General features: G+C 58.5%; 19 protein-coding genes and 5 tRNA genes. 4 read left to right on the top strand and 20 right to left on the bottom strand.

The window, feature by feature from the left end; all coding sequences use genetic code 11:
- Positions 1–16: 16 nt before the first annotated feature.
- The gene (locus GT753_RS15830; RefSeq protein ID WP_160125752.1) at positions 17–1,306 is read left to right on the top strand and encodes an HlyC/CorC family transporter; all 1,290 of its coding nucleotides are present in this window, start codon (positions 17–19) and stop codon (positions 1,304–1,306) included.
- A gap of 65 nt (positions 1,307–1,371) precedes the next feature.
- Here the strand turns inward: GT753_RS15830 and luxS are convergent, their stop codons facing one another.
- The 11 genes from luxS to alaS all read right to left on the bottom strand — a co-directional run bounded on the left by luxS (position 1,372) and on the right by alaS (position 8,973).
- Complete coding sequence (gene luxS, locus GT753_RS15825) at positions 1,372–1,887, bottom strand: S-ribosylhomocysteine lyase (protein WP_160125751.1); 516 nt, start codon at positions 1,885–1,887, stop codon at positions 1,372–1,374.
- 166 nt (positions 1,888–2,053) lie between these two features.
- Complete coding sequence (gene gshA, locus GT753_RS15820; protein WP_015376703.1) at positions 2,054–3,616, bottom strand: glutamate--cysteine ligase; 1,563 nt, start codon at positions 3,614–3,616, stop codon at positions 2,054–2,056.
- A gap of 82 nt (positions 3,617–3,698) precedes the next feature.
- Positions 3,699–4,127, bottom strand: a complete 429-nt coding sequence (locus GT753_RS15815; RefSeq protein WP_004932520.1) for a YqaA family protein — start codon at positions 4,125–4,127, stop codon at positions 3,699–3,701.
- Positions 4,124–4,690 carry a fructose-1-phosphate/6-phosphogluconate phosphatase gene (yqaB, locus tag GT753_RS15810; protein ID WP_004932523.1) on the bottom strand — a complete coding sequence of 189 codons (567 nt, stop codon included), beginning with the start codon at positions 4,688–4,690 and terminating at the stop codon, positions 4,124–4,126. The genes GT753_RS15815 and yqaB overlap by 4 nt, the downstream gene beginning before the upstream one ends.
- Before the next feature lie 315 nt (positions 4,691–5,005).
- A tRNA-Arg gene (locus tag GT753_RS15805) sits at positions 5,006–5,082 on the bottom strand.
- A gap of 75 nt (positions 5,083–5,157) precedes the next feature.
- Positions 5,158–5,234, bottom strand: a tRNA-Arg gene (locus GT753_RS15800).
- A 52-nt stretch (positions 5,235–5,286) separates the two neighbouring features.
- Positions 5,287–5,363 (bottom strand) — tRNA-Arg (locus GT753_RS15795).
- A gap of 61 nt (positions 5,364–5,424) precedes the next feature.
- Positions 5,425–5,501: transfer RNA gene (locus tag GT753_RS15790), tRNA-Arg, on the bottom strand.
- Between the two features lie 3 nt (positions 5,502–5,504).
- Positions 5,505–5,597: transfer RNA gene (locus tag GT753_RS15785), tRNA-Ser, on the bottom strand.
- A 310-nt stretch (positions 5,598–5,907) separates the two neighbouring features.
- Positions 5,908–6,093: a carbon storage regulator CsrA gene (gene csrA, locus GT753_RS15780; protein ID WP_004091602.1), complete on the bottom strand. Its 186-nt coding sequence runs from the start codon at positions 6,091–6,093 to the stop codon at positions 5,908–5,910.
- A 252-nt stretch (positions 6,094–6,345) separates the two neighbouring features.
- On the bottom strand, positions 6,346–8,973 hold the full coding sequence (gene alaS / locus GT753_RS15775; protein ID WP_004932534.1) for an alanine--tRNA ligase: 2,628 nt from the start codon (positions 8,971–8,973) through the stop codon (positions 6,346–6,348).
- Here alaS and GT753_RS25720 point away from each other — a divergent pair.
- Positions 8,923–9,066 carry a hypothetical protein gene (locus GT753_RS25720; protein ID WP_162180460.1) on the top strand — a complete coding sequence of 48 codons (144 nt, stop codon included), beginning with the start codon at positions 8,923–8,925 and terminating at the stop codon, positions 9,064–9,066. The genes alaS and GT753_RS25720 overlap by 51 nt on opposite strands.
- 40 nt (positions 9,067–9,106) lie before the next feature.
- Here GT753_RS25720 and recX read toward each other — a convergent pair whose 3' ends face one another.
- The 3 genes from recX to pncC form a co-directional block, all read right to left on the bottom strand.
- Complete coding sequence (gene recX / locus GT753_RS15770) at positions 9,107–9,619, bottom strand: recombination regulator RecX (protein ID WP_088381251.1); 513 nt, start codon at positions 9,617–9,619, stop codon at positions 9,107–9,109.
- Positions 9,620–9,679: 60 nt separating this feature from the next.
- Positions 9,680–10,744, bottom strand: a complete 1,065-nt coding sequence (recA, locus tag GT753_RS15765; RefSeq protein ID WP_004932541.1) for a recombinase RecA — start codon at positions 10,742–10,744, stop codon at positions 9,680–9,682.
- Between the two features lie 111 nt (positions 10,745–10,855).
- Positions 10,856–11,344, bottom strand: a complete 489-nt coding sequence (pncC, locus tag GT753_RS15760) for a nicotinamide-nucleotide amidase (protein ID WP_015376700.1) — start codon at positions 11,342–11,344, stop codon at positions 10,856–10,858.
- 243 nt (positions 11,345–11,587) lie between these two features.
- Between pncC and GT753_RS15755 the strand changes: the two genes are divergently transcribed.
- Positions 11,588–12,967 (top strand): MFS transporter, encoded by a 1,380-nt coding sequence (locus tag GT753_RS15755; protein WP_160125750.1) that lies wholly within the window; start codon positions 11,588–11,590, stop codon positions 12,965–12,967.
- A gap of 9 nt (positions 12,968–12,976) precedes the next feature.
- Here GT753_RS15755 and chbG read toward each other — a convergent pair whose 3' ends face one another.
- The 6 genes from chbG to GT753_RS15725 all read right to left on the bottom strand — a co-directional run bounded on the left by chbG (position 12,977) and on the right by GT753_RS15725 (position 19,182).
- The gene (gene chbG, locus GT753_RS15750; protein ID WP_021505307.1) at positions 12,977–13,738 is read right to left on the bottom strand and encodes a chitin disaccharide deacetylase; all 762 of its coding nucleotides are present in this window, start codon (positions 13,736–13,738) and stop codon (positions 12,977–12,979) included.
- A gap of 148 nt (positions 13,739–13,886) precedes the next feature.
- Positions 13,887–14,735, bottom strand: a complete 849-nt coding sequence (chbR, locus tag GT753_RS15745; protein WP_015376697.1) for a transcriptional regulator ChbR — start codon at positions 14,733–14,735, stop codon at positions 13,887–13,889.
- Positions 14,736–14,750: 15 nt separating this feature from the next.
- Positions 14,751–16,136 (bottom strand): glycoside hydrolase family 1 protein, encoded by a 1,386-nt coding sequence (locus tag GT753_RS15740; RefSeq protein WP_075686334.1) that lies wholly within the window; start codon positions 16,134–16,136, stop codon positions 14,751–14,753.
- 43 nt (positions 16,137–16,179) lie between these two features.
- A complete protein-coding gene (gene chbC / locus GT753_RS15735; protein ID WP_004932557.1) occupies positions 16,180–17,541 on the bottom strand; it encodes a PTS N,N'-diacetylchitobiose transporter subunit IIC in 1,362 nt (453 codons plus the stop codon).
- Between the two features lie 12 nt (positions 17,542–17,553).
- A complete protein-coding gene (locus GT753_RS15730; protein WP_004932561.1) occupies positions 17,554–17,871 on the bottom strand; it encodes a PTS sugar transporter subunit IIB in 318 nt (105 codons plus the stop codon).
- 417 nt (positions 17,872–18,288) lie between these two features.
- A complete protein-coding gene (locus GT753_RS15725; protein WP_015376695.1) occupies positions 18,289–19,182 on the bottom strand; it encodes a LysR family transcriptional regulator in 894 nt (297 codons plus the stop codon).
- Between the two features lie 106 nt (positions 19,183–19,288).
- Here GT753_RS15725 and GT753_RS15720 point away from each other — a divergent pair, with 106 nt between their 5' ends.
- Positions 19,289–20,089 carry an SDR family NAD(P)-dependent oxidoreductase gene (locus tag GT753_RS15720; RefSeq protein WP_174242146.1) on the top strand — a complete coding sequence of 267 codons (801 nt, stop codon included), beginning with the start codon at positions 19,289–19,291 and terminating at the stop codon, positions 20,087–20,089.
- The last annotated feature ends 12 nt before the right edge of the window (positions 20,090–20,101 follow it).

The following is a 20,101-nucleotide window of genomic DNA, read 5'->3' as shown; positions in this document are numbered from 1 at the left end:
TATAAGGAATACTGCATTGGAGCATGTGTCGACGGGGACCCTCATCATTATCCTGGTGATCATGATCGTGGTCTCCGCTTACTTCTCCGCCTCCGAAACCGGCATGATGACGCTCAACCGTTATCGCCTGCGCCACCTGTCCAAGCAGGGTAACCGTTCGGCGCGCCGGGTGGAGAAGCTGCTGCAAAAACCGGATCGGCTGATTGGCCTGGTGCTGATCGGCAACAACCTGGTCAACATCCTCGCCTCGGCGCTGGCGACCATCGTCGGCATGCGGCTGTATGGCGATCTCGGCGTGGCGATTGCGACCGGCGTGCTGACCTTCGCCGTGCTGCTGTTCGCTGAAGTGCTGCCGAAAACCTTCGCCGCGCTCTATCCGGAACGCATCGCCTTCCCCAGCAGCGTCCTGCTGGCCCCGTTGCAAAAGGTGATGTTCCCGCTGGTCTGGCTGCTCAACGGCATCACCAGCCTGACCTTGCGCCTGTTCGGTATCCGCACCAACGTGCGCATCAGCGACGCCGTCAGCAAGGATGAGCTGCGCACCATCGTGCGTGAATCCCAGTCGCAGATCTCCCGCCGCAATCAGGACATGCTGATCTCGGTGCTGGACCTGGAAAAGGTGACGGTCAACGACATCATGGTGCCGCGCACCGAGATCGTCGGCATCGACGTCAACGACGACTGGAAGTCGATCATGCGCCAGCTGACCCATTCGCCGCACGGCCGCATCGTGCTGTATCGCAGCTCGCTGGACGACGCGATCGGCATGCTGCGCGTGCGCGAAGCCTATCGCCTGATGACCGAGAAAAAAGAGTTCAACAAAGAGAACCTGCTGCGCGCCGCCGATGAGATCTACTTCGTACCGGAAGGCACGCCGCTCAACGTGCAGCTGGTGAAGTTCCAGCGCAACAAAGAGAAGGTCGGCATCGTGGTCGACGAGTACGGCGACATTCAGGGCCTGGTTACGGTGGAAGACATCCTCGAGGAGATCGTCGGCGACTTCACCACCTCAATGTCGCCGACGCTGGCGGAAGAAGTCACGCCGCAGAGCGACGGCTCGGTCTTGATCGACGGTACCGCCAACGTGCGGGAGCTGAACAAGGCCTTTAACTGGACTTTACCCGCCAATGAAGCTCGCACCGTCAACGGCATGCTGCTGGAAGAACTGGAAGAGATACCCGAAATCGGCACCCGGGTGCGTATCGACCATTACGATATCGACATTCTCGACGTGCAGGGCAATATGATCAAACAGGTGCGGGTCACGCCGATCACCTCGCTGCAGTCCAGCATCGGCCATCACTAACCCTCCGCCAGAACGTAAAAAAGACGCGAAATCGCGTCTTTTTTGTCTCTGCGGGAAACGTACGGTTAGATATGCAGCTCCTGCAGCTTCTCTTTCGGCAGCGCCAGTTCGTCGTTGTGGTTCACCACCACGCCGTTATCCAGAATGTGCTTGGCGATTTCCTGCGCTTCTTCCAGCGAGTGCATGTGGTAGGTACCACACTGGTACTCGTTCAGCTCAGGGATCTTGCGCTGGTCGGTCACTTTCAGCACGTCTGCCATCGCCTCTTTCCAGGCATCGGCAACGCGCTGCTCTTCCGGCACGCCGATCAGGCTCATGTAGAAACCGGTGCGACAGCCCATTGGGGAGATGTCGATAATCTCCACGCCCTGGCCGTTCAGGTGGTCGCGCATAAAGCCGGCGAACAGGTGTTCCAGCGTGTGAATGCCGCGTTCGGGCATCACTTCCAGGTTCGGGCGGCAAAAGCGCAGATCAAATACCGTGATGGTATCGCCATGAGGCGTTTTCATGGTTTTCGCAACGCGGACAGCCGGGGCTGCCATACGGGTATGATCGACGGTAAAGCTATCCAGCAATGGCATTTCGCTACCTCCTCGTAAAAGAGCATTTATTTCGAAACTTTTTTTCCTAACCGGGAAACCTTTTCCAACCCTGCGAGTCTGAGTATGTGAAAGACGCGCATTTGTTATCATCATCCCTGTCATCAGAGATGCATATTTGGCCACATTGATGTGGCCTTTTTCTTTTTCAGCTTCCGCCGTTTTGCTTCAGGAACGCTTCAAAGCTTAGCGTATCATTGGCTTCTATGTCGCGTTGACGCTGCCAAGAGGCTTCCCGCTCTTTATCCAGCTCGGCTTCGTTCAGGATTTCCAACGGTTCTTCCAGCAATGTCTGGCGATACTGCTCCGCCAGCTGCAGACCGACGCGTCCGGTGCCTTCCGCCTTCATCGCCTTCAGAATGCGCGCGGAGAAAGTCAGCTCAGGATCGTCAAACGCGGCGACCAGCTCATCGCACACCTGCTGGTATTGACGGTTGCCGGCTTCGCCGTCCAACACTTCTGCTACCCGACGCAGATCGGCGAACAGCGCCTTGCCCACTTTTTCCAGCGGTTCATGGCTGGCGCCACAGCCGATGCCGATGGTCTGACCCGGTTTGCGCCCTTCCAGAATCACCCGGTTCCAGTTCTTGCGCGTGCACAGCAGTTCATCGCTGCTCATCTCCGGCGCATCCGCCAGCGCGCACCACACCAGGAACAGATCCAGGAAACGCGCCTGCACCGCATCCACGCCGATCGGCGAGAACGGGTTGATATCCAGCGAACGCACTTCGATGTATTCGATACCGCCGCGCAGCAGCGCGTCTGACGGCGTTTCGCCGCTTTTGGTCACGCGCTTCGGCCGGATCGGCGCATACAGCTCGTTCTCGATTTGCAGCACGTTGCTGTTCAACTGCAGGTAGCGATCACCCTCTTTCACGCCCAGCTTGGCGAACTCTTCGGAAGGCGTAACGATCGCCCGCTTCAAACCGGCCACATAGCTGTGCAGATCGTTGAAGGTGATGCCCAGATTACTCTGCGACTTGTTGGTATAACCCAGGTCGCTCAGACGCAGCGAGGTGGCGTACGGCAGGTAGCACATCCCCTGCTCGGTGCGTTCGAACGGCAGAGTGGTCTCGCGCCCTTTGAGGAACGAAGAACAAATGGCCGGCGATGCACCGAACAGATACGGGATCACCCAACCGAAACGGTAGTAGTTGCGGATCAGACGGAAATACCCCGCCGAGATCTGCTCTTTACCACTTTCTGCGTCCTGCACGCCAGCCCAGGCCTGCCAAAACTCCAGCGGCAGCGAGAAGTTGTAGTGCACGCCGGAAATGGTCTGCATCAGCGCGCCATAGCGATTCTTCAACCCTTCGCGGTACAGCGTCTTCATGCGGCCGATGTTCGAAGAACCGAACTGCGCCAGCTCAATATCCTGCTCGGCTTCGATAAAGCACGGCATGCTGAGCGGCCACATGCGCTCATCGCCAATGTTGCGCGCCACGTAGCGATGAATATCGCGCAGGAACGTCAGCAAGTGATCGATATTGTCATCAACCGGCGTAATGAACTCTAACAGCGCCTCGGCGAAATCCGTGGTGATCCAGTGATGCGTCAATGCCGCCCCCAGCTTTTCCGGATGCCCGGTAGTCGCCAAGGTGCCGTTCGGCGTGACTCGCAGCGTTTCACGCTCGATGCCGCGACGAATGCCTTTTAATGCCTGAGGATGGGCTTCCAACCAAGAAAGCGCCTGTGATACGTCCGGGATCAAATTGACCTCCCGCTTCTAAAAACAATAACTCGTAAGCATACTGAATCCGCACCCGAGAGAATATTGAGTTATATTCACTTGGTTACTGCCACCAGGCGATGCCCTGTACCGTTATCATAGCCAAAACGATGTAACGCAGCGCTTTTCCGATACACAGAAACAGCGCGACAGAGCCCCAGGGCATGCGCAGCCAACCTGCCAACACGCACAACAAATCGCCCACCACCGGCACCCAACTGAGCAACAGCGCAGCCGGGCCGAAGCGTTGCAGCCACCCGAGCGCCGTTGCCAGCCCCCGCTGTGGTTTCAACGCCGGTAACAGGCGCCCGATAATGACATTGGTCAAGCCGCCCAGCGTGTTGCCCAGGGTCGCGGCCAGCACCAGCAATTCCGGCGAGACGCGACTCTGAGTCAGCAAAGCGACCAGAACGATTTCTGAATTTCCCGGCAGCAGCGTCGCACTGAGGAAGCTGCTGCCAAATAACGATATTACGGCTAGCGTACTACTCACAGCGTGCGAACGTCTACCACGTCCATACCGGCGCTTTTTGCCGCCTGAATGCCGAACTCGGCGTCTTCAAACACCACGCACTTTTCCGGCGGCACGCCGATAAGTTCGGCGCAACGCAGGAAGGTGTCCGGCTCCGGTTTATGGCGCTGTACGTCGTCCGCACCGACGATCGCGTCGAAGCAGTTGAACAGGCCGAGATGACGCAGCAGCATTTCCGCCATGCGGTGCTCGCTGCCGGTACCGACCGCCATCGGACGACGACCGTGATAGGATTTTACCACCTCGATCAGCGGCAACGGGCGCACGCTGTCCAACAGCATCGCCTCCACCGCGCGGGTTTTCTCCGCGGCCAAGTGATGGGGATCGAGATCGGCCTGGTGGCTGGCGATAATCGCCTGAGCGATGCGCCAGGTCGGTGAACCGCTCAGCGCCACCATAGCCGCTTCATCAAACGTCATGCCATAACGTGACAGCACTTCACTCCACGCTTTGCGGTGCGTTGGCTCGGTGTCCAGAATCGTGCCGTCCATGTCGAAAATAAGACCCTGATAGCGGTCGTACATCGTTACTCCATGATCGTTGAGGAAAGAAAACTACTTTAGCGTAAAGCCGTTGGGTTGTCGCTGACTGCGTCATAGCGGAATGTGCTGTGATCGATCGGGTACAAAGCAGGAAAGGGGGGAAGAGAGAATGGCTAAATGCTGAAAAGCGAAAAACCCGCCAGGGCGGGTTTCTCTTAGATGGTGTATCCGGGAGGATGATTCGGCGCCAACGCCTCACCCTGCGGGCCGTTGCTAAAGCAACGTTATCCTCCCCAAGGACACTTTCTTTTTACCACCCGCATGACGATTTCTCTTCGCGATACGGGAGGTTAAACATGGTGCATCCGGGAGGATTCGAACCTCCGACCGCTCGGTTCGTAGCCGAGTACTCTATCCAGCTGAGCTACGGATGCATGACTGTTTTTGCCGCTTGTCTGTTTCACGAATAACAGAAAAGCAAAAACCCGCTAAGGCGGGCTTCTTTTAGATGGTGCATCCGGGAGGATTCGAACCTCCGACCGCTCGGTTCGTAGCCGAGTACTCTATCCAGCTGAGCTACGGATGCATTACTATTTTTACCGCGTGCCGGCTTTGCTAATAAAGCCAGACTTGAAGAATGGTGCATCCGGGAGGATTCGAACCTCCGACCGCTCGGTTCGTAGCCGAGTACTCTATCCAGCTGAGCTACGGATGCACAGGAATTCTTTTTTGATACCGTATGGTACGTTGTTACTACCCCACCATACTGCAAAATATGGTGCATCCGGGAGGATTCGAACCTCCGACCGCTCGGTTCGTAGCCGAGTACTCTATCCAGCTGAGCTACGGATGCAAATGGCGGTGAGGCGGGGATTCGAACCCCGGATGCAGCTTTTGACCGCATACTCCCTTAGCAGGGGAGCGCCTTCAGCCTCTCGGCCACCTCACCATACGCTTCTTTCGAATTGTGCCTAACTTGCTTTGGAGAAGCTCATCGGCACTGCGTGGCGCACATATTACTTTCTCCGACTTTTAAGTCAAACAATTTTTCCCAACTCATGCGCGTTTGCACAATTCGCACCCAACATGGGCGATTTCACGGCAAAAAGGGCGTTTAATCAACAGGCAACCGCAACGTCTGCAGCAATAAAGCAGGAAACTCACCGGGAAAATAATCACGAAAAAGAGAGGGGAGAACGAAAGAAGTGGGTAAAACGATGCAGTAGCGTCTCGTCTGGCAACGAGACGCTGCTTCGGAATCAGTAAGTCGTCTGCTGAGACTTCTCTGCCTGAATGCGCTGATAGATTTCTTCACGGTGAACTGAAACCTCTTTGGGGGCGTTCACACCAATACGCACCTGGTTGCCTTTTACCCCTAGCACAGTGACCGTAACCTCATCGCCAATCATGAGGGTTTCACCAACTCGACGAGTCAGAATTAACATTCTTTGCTCCTTGAAAGATTAAAAGAGTCGGGTCTCTCAGTTTCCCCGTCATTATCCATCATATGTGGTGAAAACGTAAGCCGCGCAATCCACAATAAGTGTAAGCAGACTTGGTCCCACCTCAGATAATGGTAAGTTTAGCCGACCAGAAAAACTTTGTTCCCGCAATTGTAACTAAATTGTGTTAGCACAGTATGAAAACGCCATAATCAACAAAGTATTATGGCGTTTGTCCGTGCTATTTATTTATGTTCACAGCTTTGAGGCCACCCAGGCTTCTACGCTGTTTAACGCCGCTGGCAGAGCGTTGATATCCGTCCCCCCCGCCATCGCCATATCCGGGCGACCACCGCCCTTGCCGCCGACCTGCTGCGCCACGTTGCCGATCAACTCGCCGGCTTTCACGCGGTCAGTCAGATCCTTGGTCACGCCCGCGACCAGGCTGACTTTGTCATCAGCCGTCGTCGCCAACACGATAATGGCCGAACCCAATTGATTTTTCAGGTCATCCACCATGGTGCGCAGCATTTTGGCTTCGACATTGTCCAACTGGCTGACCAACAGCTTCACGCCGTTAACCAGTTTCGCCTGGCTGGACAGCGACGCGCTTTCCTGCGCCGCCTGCTGATCTTTCAGTTGCTGCAGTTCTTTTTCCAGCGCGCGGGTGCGATCGAGCACCGAGCGCACTTTATCGGTCAGGTTGTTGCTGTCGCCCTTCACCAACTGCGCAACGTCTTGCAACAAATCGCTTTGCTGGTGCAGCGTGGCGATAGCGCCTGCGCCGGTCACCGCTTCAATACGGCGGATGCCCGCCGCGGTGCCCGACTCGCTCAAAATGCGGAACAGGCCGATATCGCCGGTGCGGCTGGCGTGGGTACCGCCGCACAGCTCGGTGGAGAAGTCGCCCATGGTCAGCACGCGCACGTTGTCGTCGTACTTCTCACCGAACAGCGCCATTGCGCCCTTCTCTTTGGCGTCTTCCAACGCCATCAGCTCGGTCTGCACCGGCAGGTTACGACGCACCTGCTGGTTCACCAGATCTTCCACCGCGCGGATTTGTTCCGGCTTCATCGCTTCGAAGTGCGAGAAGTCGAAACGCAGGTATTTGTCGTTAACCAGCGAGCCTTTCTGCGCAACGTGATCGCCCAGCGTTTGGCGCAGCGCAGCGTGCAGCAGGTGAGTCGCGGAGTGGTTCAGGCGGATGCTGTTGCGGCGCTCGGCGTCGATCTGCGCATCCACGCGATCGTTCAGCTTCAGCGAGCCCTGCGCCAGTTTGCCTTGGTGGCCGATAGCCTGACCGTATTTCTGGGTGTCATTGACCACAAACTCGGCGCCGGCGGCTTTCAGCACGCCTTTATCGCCGACCTGGCCGCCGGATTCACCGTAGAACGGCGTCTCGTCCAGCACCACCACCGCCTCTTCGCCGGCGTTGATCTGCTCGACCGGCTGGCCGTCACGGAACAACGCGATCACCGTCGCCTGCTGCTCGTCGTGATCGTAGCCGCTGAACTGGCTGCTGCCATCCACGCGGATCAGGCTGTTGTAGTCGGCGCCGAAGCCGCTGGATTCGCGCGCGCGGCGGCGCTGCGCTTCCATCGCTTCTTCAAAGCCCGCTTCGTCGACTTTCAGACCGCGCTCGCGGCAGACGTCAGCGGTCAGATCGACCGGGAAACCGTAGGTATCGTACAGACGGAAAGCGGTTTCGCCGTCCAGAGTATCACCCTGCAGCTTGGCCAGTTCTTCGTCCAACAACGCCAGACCACGCTCCAGCGTGCGGGCAAACTGCTCCTCTTCGGTTTTCAGCACCTGTTCCACCAGCGATTGCTGGCGTTTCAGCTCGTCGGCCGCCGGGCCCATCACTTCGATCAGTGGCGCTACCAGCTTGTAGAAGAAGGTATCTTTCGCGCCCAGCATGTTGCCATGACGGATCGCGCGGCGAATGATACGACGCAGCACGTAGCCGCGGTTTTCGTTAGACGGGATCACACCGTCAGACACCAGGAAGGCGCAGGAACGAATGTGGTCGGCGATAACGCGCAGGGATTTGTTATCCAGATCGGTCGCGCCGGTCACTTTCGCTACGGCGGCGATCAGGGTACGGAACAGGTCGATCTCATAGTTGGAGTTCACATGCTGCAACACCGCCGCGATGCGCTCCAGACCCATGCCGGTATCCACCGAAGGTTTCGGCAGCGGCAGCATGGTGCCGTCGGACTGACGGTTGAACTGCATGAAAACGATGTTCCAGATCTCGATGTAGCGGTCGCCGTCTTCTTCCGGGCTGCCCGGAGGGCCGCCCCAGATGTGATCGCCGTGATCGTAGAAAATCTCGGTGCACGGGCCGCATGGGCCGGTATCACCCATCTGCCAGAAGTTATCTGAAGCGAAAGGCGCGCCCTTGTTATCGCCGATGCGGATAATGCGCTCGGCCGGTACGCCGATTTGCTTCTGCCAGATGTCGAATGCTTCGTCATCGGTTTCATACACGGTGACCCACAGTCTCTCTTTCGGCAGGTTGAACCAGTTTTCACCGGTCAGCAGTTCCCACGCGTAGCTGATCGCGTCGTGCTTGAAGTAATCGCCGAAGCTGAAGTTACCCAGCATTTCAAAGAAGGTGTGGTGACGAGCGGTATAACCGACGTTTTCCAGGTCGTTATGCTTGCCGCCTGCGCGCACGCAGCGCTGCGAGGTGGTGGCGCGGGAATAGGCGCGTTTGTCGAGCCCCAGGAAAACATCCTTAAATTGGTTCATGCCGGCATTGGTAAACAGCAATGTCGGATCATTGTTAGGCACCAGGGAGCTGCTTGCTACAACCTGATGACCCTTACTATGAAAGAAATCGAGAAACGCTTGACGGATCTCAGCGGTGCTCTTGCTCATAATTTTCCTGGAAAGGCTAGAATAACGACACGTGAGCCGGTGGCGCGTCATCCCGACGATGACAACCAGCTCACGAACAAAAAGTGGGGATAAGATAAATTTTCTTCAGAGGGAAGTAAAACCCCGTGTGCGCTCATTGCGCAAAATCACGGTAAATTGACTGAATTTCTTCCTGGAAGAAACCGCGATAGAGCAGATAACGCTGCACTTTGGCTTTCTCTTTCCAGTCGGTTGGCAACGCATCGCCAAATTTTCGCTGCGCCACCTGTTTCGCCTGTTCGCACCAGTCGATATCGCATTCCGCCAACGCGTCCTGCACCAGCGCTTTATCCACGCCCTTTTGCATCAGTTCGCTGCGGATGCGCTGCGCGCCATAACCCTTGCGGCTGCGGCTACCGATGTAGCTGTGTGCGAAACGCTTATCATCCAGCCAGTTGTGCTGGTAACAGTAGGCGATAACCTGATCGATCAGCGCAGGATCCACTGGCTCTTCGGCCACCGGCGGTGATGTCGGCGCATGTGGCCCCTTACCGCCAAACCGGGCTTTCGCCACAAACGGCTGCGCCGCAAGTTTGCGGCGCAGTTCAGCTTCACTATGATCGCGTTGCGACAGCAGGCGCATGGCGCGGCTTAGCAAGTCATTCATCATTCAAGCCTGAATTCAGAGGATATGCACCACATATACGGCGGCGCACATCTTCAGCGATTAGAACTGCTCGCTGGTTTCCGCTTCGTCATCTTCGAAGTCGTCACCGGAAGCAGCCACCAGCTCACCGCCGCTGTGCAGCAGCAGGTCGCGCAGCTTCTTGTCCAGCTCGGCGGCGATAGCCGGGTTTTCTTTCAGGAAGTTACAGGCGTTCGCCTTGCCCTGACCGATCTTCTCGCCGTTATAGCTGTACCAGGCGCCGGCTTTTTCGATCATCTTGTGCTTCACGCCCAGATCGACCAGTTCGCCGCGGCTGTTGATGCCTTCGCCGTACATGATTTGGAACTCAGCCTGTTTGAACGGCGCAGCGATTTTGTTCTTCACCACTTTCACGCGGGTTTCGCTGCCCACCACTTCGTCGCCTTCTTTGATGGCGCCGATGCGGCGGATATCCAGACGCACCGAAGCATAGAACTTCAGGGCGTTACCGCCGGTCGTGGTTTCCGGGTTGCCGAACATCACACCAATTTTCATACGGATCTGGTTGATGAAGATCAGCAGGGTATTGGCGTTTTTCAGGTTGCCGGCCAGTTTACGCATCGCCTGGCTCATCATGCGCGCCGCCAGGCCCATGTGCGAATCGCCGATTTCACCTTCGATTTCCGCCTTCGGCGTCAGCGCCGCCACGGAGTCGACGATGATGACATCAACCGCGCCGGAGCGGGTCAGCGCATCACAGATTTCCAGCGCCTGCTCGCCGGTATCCGGCTGGGAGCACAGCAGGTTGTCGATATCGACGCCCAGCTTTTTCGCATAGATAGGATCCAGTGCGTGTTCGGCGTCGATGAACGCACAGGTTTTGCCTTCGCGCTGCGCAGCGGCGATCACCTGCAGCGTCAAAGTGGTTTTACCGGACGATTCCGGGCCGTAGATTTCTACGATGCGGCCCATCGGCAGGCCGCCGGCGCCCAGGGCGATATCGAGTGACAGTGAGCCGGTGGAGATCGTTTCCACGTCCATGGAGCGGTCTTCACCCAGACGCATGATGGAGCCTTTGCCGAACTGTTTCTCAATCTGGCCCAGTGCCGCAGCTAACGCCTTTTGCTTGTTCTCATCAATAGCCATTTTTGCTCCTTCGTTTCGCAATGCCGGTGTTACCCCACACTGCCACTGAATGTATGTTGTGCAGGAAATGTCACTAATTATACTGTATGGTCATACAGTATCAAGCCTAATTTACAAAAATTCGTCGATGGCGGTTTGCAGCGCGAAAATCGTCGCCTGCAGCCGCACCGCATCGCGGTCGCCCTCGAATTGCATCTTGCGCGACAGCCCCCGGCCATCGCTGCTGGCAAAGCCGAACCACACGGTGCCGACCGGCTTTTCCACGCTGCCGCCGTCCGGGCCGGCGATGCCGCTCACCGACAGCGCCAGATCGGCCTGCGCCGCCCGCAGCGCCCCTATCGCCATCTCGCGCACCACCTCTTCGCTGACCGCGCCGTGCGCCATCAACGTCGCTTCGCTCACCCCCAGCAGATCATGTTTCGCCGCATTGCTGTAGGTGACGAAACCGCGATCGAAATAGGCGGAGCTGCCGGCGATATCGGTGATGGCCTTGGCGATGCCGCCGCCGGTGCAGGATTCCGCGCAGGTGATCCAGCGGCCCTGCGCCTTCAGTTTTTCCCCCGCCAGCACGCTGAGCCGGCGCAGTTGGTTTTCACTCATAACCCCTCCCTCGCGAATTCAGGTATATGCGCCCGATAGTAGCATTTATCAAGGCGACGCGGCGGCCGGCGCGCAGAAATGCGCAGCGCCTCGCAGGAGGTGCGGTTTTAAGCGCCCGGCCAAGCTGCTAGTATCAAAAGAAGCGCCCCATTGAGCGGCGGCGCACCAGCACAAGGAACATCACGGAGGCGGCGCGCTGCGGCGGCGGCCTCAGGGCGCACCAGAAGAGATTAGGATGATAGCGTGAAAAAAACGTTGGGCGTATTCTTGCCGTTGTACACCACCACCCTGTTGCTGCTGTTGGGCTCAGGCCTGCTCACCACCTATGTCTCGCTGCGGCTGGCCTCCATCCACGTCAGCAGCGCGCTGATCGGCGCCATCATCGCCGCCAACTACATCGGGTTGGTGATCGGCGGCAAGGTCGGCCACTTTCTCATCGCCCGCGTCGGGCATATCCGCGCCTACGTGGCCTGCGCCGGCATCATCACCGCTGCGGTGCTGGGGCACGGTCTGACGGCGTTCATTCCCGCCTGGGTCGCGCTGCGTCTGGTGATCGGGCTGTGCATGATGTGCCAGTATATGGTGCTGGAAAGCTGGCTGAACGACCAGGCGGAATCCAACCAGCGCGGCATGGTGTTCGGCTTCTATATGGCGGCGACCTATCTCGGCATGTCGCTGGGCCAGATAGTGCTGATGCTGCAAAGCAACCTGGGCATCACCACGCTGCTGGTGATCGCGCTGTGCTTCGCGCTTTGTCTGGTGCCCATCGCTCTCACCACCCGCACCAATGCGCGCCACATGTCGCCGGCCCCGATGGAGCTGCGTTACTTTGTCGGCGCCATTCCCAAGGTGCTGGCTACCACGCTGGTGATCGGCATGGTGGTGGGCTCGTTTTACGGCCTGGCGCCGGTCTACGCCAGTCTGCAATCCTTAACCACTCAGCAAACCGGCCTGTTCATGGCGCTGGCCATCTTCGCCGGGCTGGTGGCGCAGTTCCCGCTCAGTTGGCTGTCGGATCGCTATAATCGCCCGTTGCTGATGCGCCTCAACGCCATTTTTCTGATCGTGGCGGCGCTGCCGCTGGCGCTGCTGCCGCACATCGATTTCCCGCTGCTGCTGGCGGTCGGGTTCGTCGTCAGCATGTTGCAATTTACGCTCTACCCGTTGGCGGTGGCGCTGGCCAACGATCTGATCGAGCCGGAACGCCGCGTCTCGCTGGCCGCCTGTCTGCTGATGGCGTTCGGCGTCGGCGCCAGCATCGGGCCATTGGCGGTCGGCGCGCTGATCGAGCCGCTGGGCGGCAATATCCTGTACGCCTTTTTCGCCCTGTGCGGCGTGCTGCTGGCGGCCCTCAGCCGCACGGCGAAAGCGGAGGAACCGCAGTTGGCGCAGGACGCGCCGGTGCCGCACATTCCGCTGCCGGACAGCCTCACCAGCTCGCCGCTGTCGCCGGCGCTCAATCCGACCTTCGATGAACAGATCATTCACGACACCATGCCGCCGCCGGAAGCGGCGCCCGAGGTCGACGAGCCGCAGCCCGAAGCACAAGAGGCGGAGCCCTTGCCTCAGGGCGCCGATCTGGAAGAAGACACCGGCCTGAAAAAGGCGCACGCCATGCTGTAAACGGCGGCGTTACAGATCCTGGAAGGAGCCCAACAGAAAACCGCGTTCGGCGATCGCCGCTTTCAGCGTCGGCGCGGTCAACACATCCAGCTCGACGAGGCGCGGATGGCAGTATTGGCTCTGCAGGATCGTCGCGTCGAGGAACGCCGGGTGGCACATCATTTCCAATGATTCTGCGCCCTGCTCGTCGGCGCGCGCCAACCTTTGCAGGAACAACGTTTCGGAAATCGTCTCACCGTAGAATCCCGCGTCAAAAGCGTCAGTGCTATAGGGGGCATGCAGCGTGATGCCACGCCGTTTCGCCTCTTCGCGATCGAGACGCAGCGGCAGACCCTGCGCTTGCGCGAACGCCTCCACCAGCGGATAAATTTGCGGCTGCATATGCACATGGTGGTGGCTGTCGATATGCGTCGGCGGCCGGCCGAACAGCGTCACGAAGCGCGTGAACTGGCGCTGCAGCTCCTCGTGAATTTCGTCCAGCTGCAGCTCGCCGGCCTCGGCGCGGCGCCACAGCCATTTGCCCAGTTCGCCATGTTCGTTGACCAGCGAAGGCATGGCGCCCAGCGGCTTGCCATGGGTCAAAACGAAATGCAGCCCAATCGGCAACCCCGGATATTGCCGGCTGAGCGCCGCCGCGTGCTGCGCGCCGCCGCCGTTCACCATCGCCGTGGTGGAGGAAACGACGCCATGCTGATACGCCTCGATGACGCCATAGTTCTGCCCTTTGCTCAGGCCGAAATCATCGGCATTCACGATCAGTAGTTTTTCCATAGAGGCTCCCGCGGGATGGATTTTTGGCAAGGGAAGGCCGACCGCTCGGCGCGGCATTCCCCCTCGTTAAGGTAAAAATCAAATGATTAACCGACCGGCGCCCTGAAGCTCATCGGCATATCGGCGTTGATACTGATCGGGAGCGGCCCTAAAGAGGGCCGTAACACTTTTTTCGGTAGTTGCCTGGGGTCACGTCGGTGAGCCGCTTGAAGTTTTTAATGAACAAGCTGACGTCGCCATAGCCGGAATCGAAGGCGATGTCAGAGACCGAATAGTTGGTGACCTCCAGCTGCGTCTTGGCGAAGTTGATGCGGATCTCATTGATCACCTGCATCGGCGTCTTCTGGTAGTAGCGCCGCATCGCCCGGGTCAGGTACTCCTGGGTTTTCCCCGACAGCGCCACCATGTTCGCCAACGCCTTTTCGCCGAACATCGCCTTGTCATGCATGCCGGCCAGGGTGTTCTTCAGCCACTGCGGGATATCATCGCCGCCGTCGTTTTCTTCTTTATGGTGACGAATGCGGCTTATCACATAGAAGGTCAGCGTTTCGAGAAACTCGGCGAAATCATCCTCGCGAAACTGCGGCGAACTCACCACCGATTCGATATAGGCCAAAAACTCGCTTCTCAGGCTGTAGGCCTGCGAGGCGACAAAGCAACGCGGCAGCTGTTGCAAGTAATGTTCTTCAAAGAACGCTTTGCTGACCGCCACGTTGAAGATTTTCGTCGCGCCGAACTCGTAAAAGCTCTGGTGGTAGGAACCGATAGGGATAAAGACGAAATCCCCGCGCTCCAGCAGCACCCGCTTGCCGTTGATCTCCTGATAGCATTTGCCGCTCAGCACGATGGTGAACTCGTAATAGTCGTGCTGATGCAGCCCGGTGGCGCTTTCCACCTTGTTGTAGATGAACAGGTGAAAGTCTTTGCAGTTAAAGAAATCCTGCTCGCGAATCAGCTTCACGTCGTTGGCACTCAGCGAAATTCGGTTATCGGACACGGCGCCGGCCTCCCGTTAGTCAAATCCGTTGCGTCTGGCCGCCTCGGCAAACCAGTAACCGCTTTTTTTGATGGTGCGCCGCTGATCCGCCCGATCCAGCCGCACCAGCCCATAACGATTCTTGTAGGCATTCAGCCAGGACCAGCAATCGATAAAGGTCCACAGATGATAGCCCTTGCACTGCGAGCCTTCCGCCAGCGCGCGGTGCAGCCACTTCAGGTGCTCGCGAATAAAGTCGATGCGGTAATCGTCCTCCACCCGCCCATCGGCGCCGATAAACGCTTCTTCGCCCTCGACGCCCATGCCGTTTTCCGAAATATAACAGGGCAGATTGCCGTAGTTCTCTTTCAGATCCATCAGGATGTCGTACAGCCCCTTCTCATAGATCTCCCAGCCGCGGTGCGGATTGATTTTGCGGCCCGGCATTGCATAGTAACTGAACAAATCCTCCGGCGATGCGATCGGCCCCTCGGTGCGCCGTCCCTCTTTCGCCTGCACCCTGCGCGGCTGGTAATAGTTGACGCCAAGGATATCCACCACGCCGCCTTCGATCAGCTGCGCGTCCTGCGGTTCGCAGTAGGGCATCAGCCCATGCCGCTCCAGCAGGTGCAACAATGCGGCCGGGTAACGCCCTTTGGCGACCGGATCGAGGAAACTGCGATTGAGCAGCAGATCGGCGTCGTGTGCCGCCTGCCGATCCTCCGGCGCGTCGGAGCGCGGATAGGTCGGGCTCAGATTTAGAATGATGCCGATGCTCCCCGGCAGCCCCCGCGCTCTGAAACGCTGCACCGCCATGGCGTGCGCCAGTACGCTGTGATACGCCACGGTGACCGCCCGTTTGAAGTCCACCACGCAAGGGTAGTGCAGGTCATTCAGGTAACCGGCTTCAACCGGCACGATCGGCTCGTTGAAGGTGAACCAGTGGGTGACCCGATCGCCAAACAGGCCGAAACAGGTATCGGCGTAACGCGCATAGGCTTCGACCACTGCCCGGCTTTCCCAACCGCCGCGCTGTTGCATGCACAGCGGCATATCGAAGTGATAGAGATTGATAAACGGGGTGATGCCCTGCGCCAGCAGCTCGTCGATCATCGCGTTATAGAACGCCACCGCCTGCGGGTTCACTTCACCGTCGCCGTCCGGGATCAGCCGCGACCACGAGATCGACGTTCTAAAGGTATTGTGGCCCAGCGTTTTGAGCAGCCCGATATCGGTGCGGAAATGGTCGTAAAAGGTCGAGGCTTCGGTCGGGCCCACCCGCTCGTGAAAGCGCTCGGGCGCGATCTCGTACCAATAGTCGAAGATGTTGCGGCTCTTGCCGTCCCGCGCGGCCGCCCCTTCAGACTGTGGCGCGGAGGTGGCGCTGCCCCACCAGAACCCGTCGGCAAATTGATATTCCATACTCGCGTCCCTCGCGGGGCGGCCACACCGCCCCGTTCCACAGTTAGAATTTCAGCGCCTTGGCGATGTCTTCTTCGCTTTCCGTCGCCGCGTCGATCTGGCTCTGCGCCTTGTTGGAGATCGCCACGAACGGCAGATAGATCACGGTGGCGACCGCCAGGTTGAACAGGCTCAGCAACATGGCCATGATGCTGCCGTTGGTGTTGAAGAACGCCCCCAGGCCGACCGGCATGGTCCAGGGTGCGATGTTGGTGATCGGCGGGATCAGCCCGGAGTAGTAGGCCAGGGAGGTGATAATGGTCAGCACCGGCTGCACCAGGATGAACGGAATGAACATCACCGGGTTCATGATCACCGGCAGGCCGAACAGTATCGGTTCGTTGATCTGGAAGATGCCGGATGGCGTCGCCAGTTTGGCGACCTGGCGGTAATCTTCGCGGCGCGAGGCGATGAAGATGGCGATGATCAAGCCCAGCGTCGAGCCGGTGCCGCCGAGGTAGATGTAGGAGTCGACGAACGGTTTCGCCCACATGTGGAACTCTTTTCCGGCGGCCACCGCCGCTTCGACCGAACCGTATTTGTTGTACAGCTCCACGTTTTCCAGCGCGAACGGCGTCATGATGCCGCTGTCCAGGGCCGCCAGCGCCATGGAACCGTGCACCCCAAAGAACCACAGCAGCGAGGAGAACAGTACGTACACCCAGCCCACCACGCTGCCCATCTTGGCCAGCGGCGCCGAAATGCCGTCCATGATGATCTGGTGGAAGTTGGTGCCCCAGTGCGCCAGCGCGAACGCCACCAGCCCCATGATGGAGAGGATGATGAAACCGGGGATCAGCGCCGAGAAGGAACGCGACACCGAAGCCGGCACGCTGTCCGGCAGGCTAATCACCCAGTTGCGCCGCACGATGAAGGCAAACATCTCGGCCACCACCAGCCCAATCACCATACCGGAAATGATGTTGGCGCCGCCCAACCAGTTGGCCCCCACCGCATAGGCCTCGCCGACATTGAACGGTGTGACGGTCATAAAGGCCGCCACCGCCAGCAGCGCCGAAGCGAGCGGATCGACCTTTCGCTCTTCCGCCAACGCCATGCTGATAAAGAACGGCGTCATCAGGGACATGATCCCCAGCGTGCCGTTGTAAACGCTGCCGCCGATGCTCTTCAGACTATTCAGCGTCTCGATGGTAGAGGCATCCAACCTTACGCCCAGCGAATAGAAGAACGATCCTTCGCCGAAGCTCAGGAACACGTTGTTGATCAACACGAACATCGCCCCGGTCAAGGTCAGCGGCATCAGGCGGATAAAGCCATTCTTGATGGCGTTGACGTGGGGCTGCTTACCGATTTTTACGGCGAAAGGCAGGATAACCTTCTCGAGCGAGGCAATGAGGGTATTCACGGCGGCCTCCTGTTATTGATTGGCTTTCTTGATAGCGGCCACCGCGGCCTTCAGCACGCCCAGCCCATCGACCTTGCCGTACAGCAGCGGATCGATGACTTCCACAGGTTTGTTGGGCAGCTGTTTTTGCACTTCCGGCAAGGTGTAGGCGATCTGCGGCCCCAGCAGGATCAGATCCGCCTCAACGCCTTTCTCCGCAGCCAGCGCTTCCGGATAGGCGGCGATGATCACCGGCACTTCATATTTCTCGGCCTGCGCCTTCATTTTTGATACCAACAGGGAAGTGGACATACCGGCAGAACAAAACAGATAGATTTTTTTCTTTTCCATACCAAGCACCTCAGATAATCAAAAAAACCCCGTGTTATTTGTATGCCAGATGCAATCACGATTGCTTCACGCACATTCCTTATGAAAATTTCCGTCACGTTGCCCTGGTTACGGACAGTATACGGAGCATGAAAAACGGATCGGTAAGCCAGGAGGAGACATAACCGTCTCTCATTGACCTGACGGATTGACCCCCTTCACATTTCGCACAAAAAAATAGTGTGACCGGGCTCTCAAATAACCGATAAAAACTCGGAATATTCGTAATAAATATTCAAATAACAATTATAAACAGCAAGTTACAAACTCACCGAGAATTTAAGGGTTTATTTGCGCCTGAACAAACGAAAAGGGAATAAAAATAGTTCAAGCTTGATTCACCTACAGCCATCCGAACGCGATAGCCGGTGAAGAGGATTAGGTGGGCAGACGCAGCAACTCGATCACCGTGCTCAGCGCCACGGAATGATTCCTGCGGTTGGGGTAATAGAGGTAAAAACCGGTAAACGGCGCGCACCAGTCGGCCAACACCCGCCGCAGCCGCCCGCTCGCCAGGTGTTCTTCTACCTCTTGTTCGATGGCGAAAGCGATGCCGACGTGCGCCAGCGCCGCCTGCACCATCATCCTGCCGTCATCGAGTATCAACGGGCTGTTAACCGCCACGGAAAACCGCTGCTGGCCCTGCTGAAATGCCCATTTGTAGCGCTCGCCCGAAGAGGCCTTGCGCCAACCGATGCAGCGGTGCTGCAGCAAATCCTGTGGATGCGTCGGTTCGCCGTGCCGTTGAAAATAGTCCGGCGTGGCGACGATGGCGAAACGCAGATCCGGCGTCAGACGCACCGCGCGCATATCGTTGTGCAGATCCTCGCCGAGCCTAATACCGGCGTCAAAGCCCTGTTCGACAATGTTGGCAAACCCCTCGTCCGCCACCACTTCCAGCGTAATGCCGGGGTACTCGCAGGCCAACCGCTCCAGATGCGGCACGATGGCAAGATCGATGGCCGAACGCGGCGCGTTGATGCGCACCAGGCCGCGCGGCCCTTCGCGAAACACATTCAGGCTCTCCAGCGCGGCGTCGATGTCGGTAAAAGCGGGCACCAGCTGTGCCAGCAGATGCTCACCGGCCTCCGTCGGCGAGACGTTGCGGGTGGTGCGGTTTAGCAGGCGAATGCCCACCTGCGCTTCCAATTCGCGCAGGGTGTGGGTCAGCGTCGGCGGCGTCACGCCCAATCGGGCAGCGGCGCGGCGGAAGCTGCGTTCACTGGCGATAGCCACGAAGGCCGCCAGGCCGGACAGTTCAGGTTTTTTCATGCTATTGATATAAATTATCTAATAGTGAGATGAATTTTTAGCGGATAGTTATCCGTCATCTAACAACATAGCATTGCGATCGACCCCATTACCAGGTATCGATACGATGATTAATGTTACAGCTCCAACTCATGAAACGCCGCGCCGTCTGGCGGACAAAGTCGTACTGGTGAGCGGCGGCGGCACCGGCATCGGCCGCGCCGCCGCGCTGGCCTATGCCCGCGAAGGCGCCAAAGTCGCGCTGGCCGGCCGACGCGCGGCGGAAATCGAAGCCACGGCGCGCGACATCGCGCTGGCCGGCGGCGACGCCCTGCCCATCGTGGCCGACGTCTCTCAGGAAGGCGATATCCGCCAACTGATCGCCACGGTGACCGCCCATTACGGCCGGCTCGACGTCGCCTTCAACAACGCCGGCATCATCGGCAACTTCGCCCCCATCACCGAGCAGACCAGCGAGGATTTTGACCGGGTTATCGCCATTAACCTCAGGGGCGTCTGGCTGGCGATGAAATATGAGATTGAAACCTTCCTGGCTCAGCGCTCGGGCGGCGTGATCATCAACACCTCCTCCTGGCTGACCCACGGCGCGCTGGCCGGCTCATCCAGCTACTCCGCCAGCAAGGGCGCGCTCGATGCGATGATCCGCGCGGTGGCGCTCGAGTACAGCGGCCAGGGCATCCGCGTCAACAACATCAACCCCGGCATCATCGACACGCCGATGGCACGCGGCAGCGTGGCTGACAGCGCGGCCTTCACGCCCTTTATCGCCCATACGCCCGCCGGCCGCCTGGGTGAATCGGAAGACATCGGCGATGTGGCGCTGTGGCTGGCGACGGACGAAGCTCGCTTCATCACCGGCCAAAGCCTGCTGGTGGACGGCGGTTACACCATCGCCGGCATGCGTTGAGGAGGCGACGCC

This window comes from Serratia sp. Z4 (genome assembly GCF_009900725.1).
In the GTDB taxonomy this organism is placed as follows: domain Bacteria; phylum Pseudomonadota; class Gammaproteobacteria; order Enterobacterales; family Enterobacteriaceae; genus Serratia; species Serratia nematodiphila.
Note: the sequence above shows the minus strand (reverse complement) of the source record. Positions and strands in the feature narration are given on the sequence as shown.